The organism is Curtobacterium sp. B18, assembly GCF_000333375.1.
Lineage (GTDB): Bacteria > Actinomycetota > Actinomycetes > Actinomycetales > Microbacteriaceae > Curtobacterium.
In genome coordinates this window covers 1-467 of the sequence record NZ_BACZ01000626.1, presented here as the reverse complement: position 1 = coordinate 467, position 467 = coordinate 1, and the positions used below count along the sequence as shown (strand labels likewise).

Here is a 467-nt window from a genome sequence, read left to right as displayed (position 1 = left end):
CGGGTCGAGCACGTCGACAACGCGCAGCAGCAGGGTCGTCAGGCGGGCCGCAACCTCGCCGACGCCGACGAGACCTACGACCACACGCCGATGTTCTACTCGGACGTCTTCGACATGGGGTACGAGGCGGTCGGACAGGTCTCCACGAAGCTCCGCACCGTCGAGGACTGGCAGGACCCGACCGTCACGGGCGTCGTCTACTACCTCGACGACGACGACACCGTGCGCGGCGTCCTGCTGTGGAACGTGTGGGACAAGACGGACGAGGCCCGCAAGGTCCTCGCCGAGGCACACAGCCTCACCCCGGACATGCTCGTGGGGCGGATCACGCCCTAGCGACCGGTCCGGTCACGCGGCACGGCGCCGGTCGTCTCGACCGGCGCCGTGCCGCGTTCGTCGTGGGGCCCGGTCGCGGTCCAGTCCGTCGCGCGGGTCTCCGTCCCGCGGTCCAGTCCGTCGCGCGGGTC

At 71.1% G+C, this 467-nt stretch carries 1 pseudogene; it reads left to right on the top strand.

Annotated features, from left to right (window positions below):
- A pseudogene (locus tag I5E_RS16920) lies at positions 1-336 on the top strand (NAD(P)/FAD-dependent oxidoreductase); the annotation flags it as partial.
- Positions 337-467 lie beyond the last annotated feature (131 nt).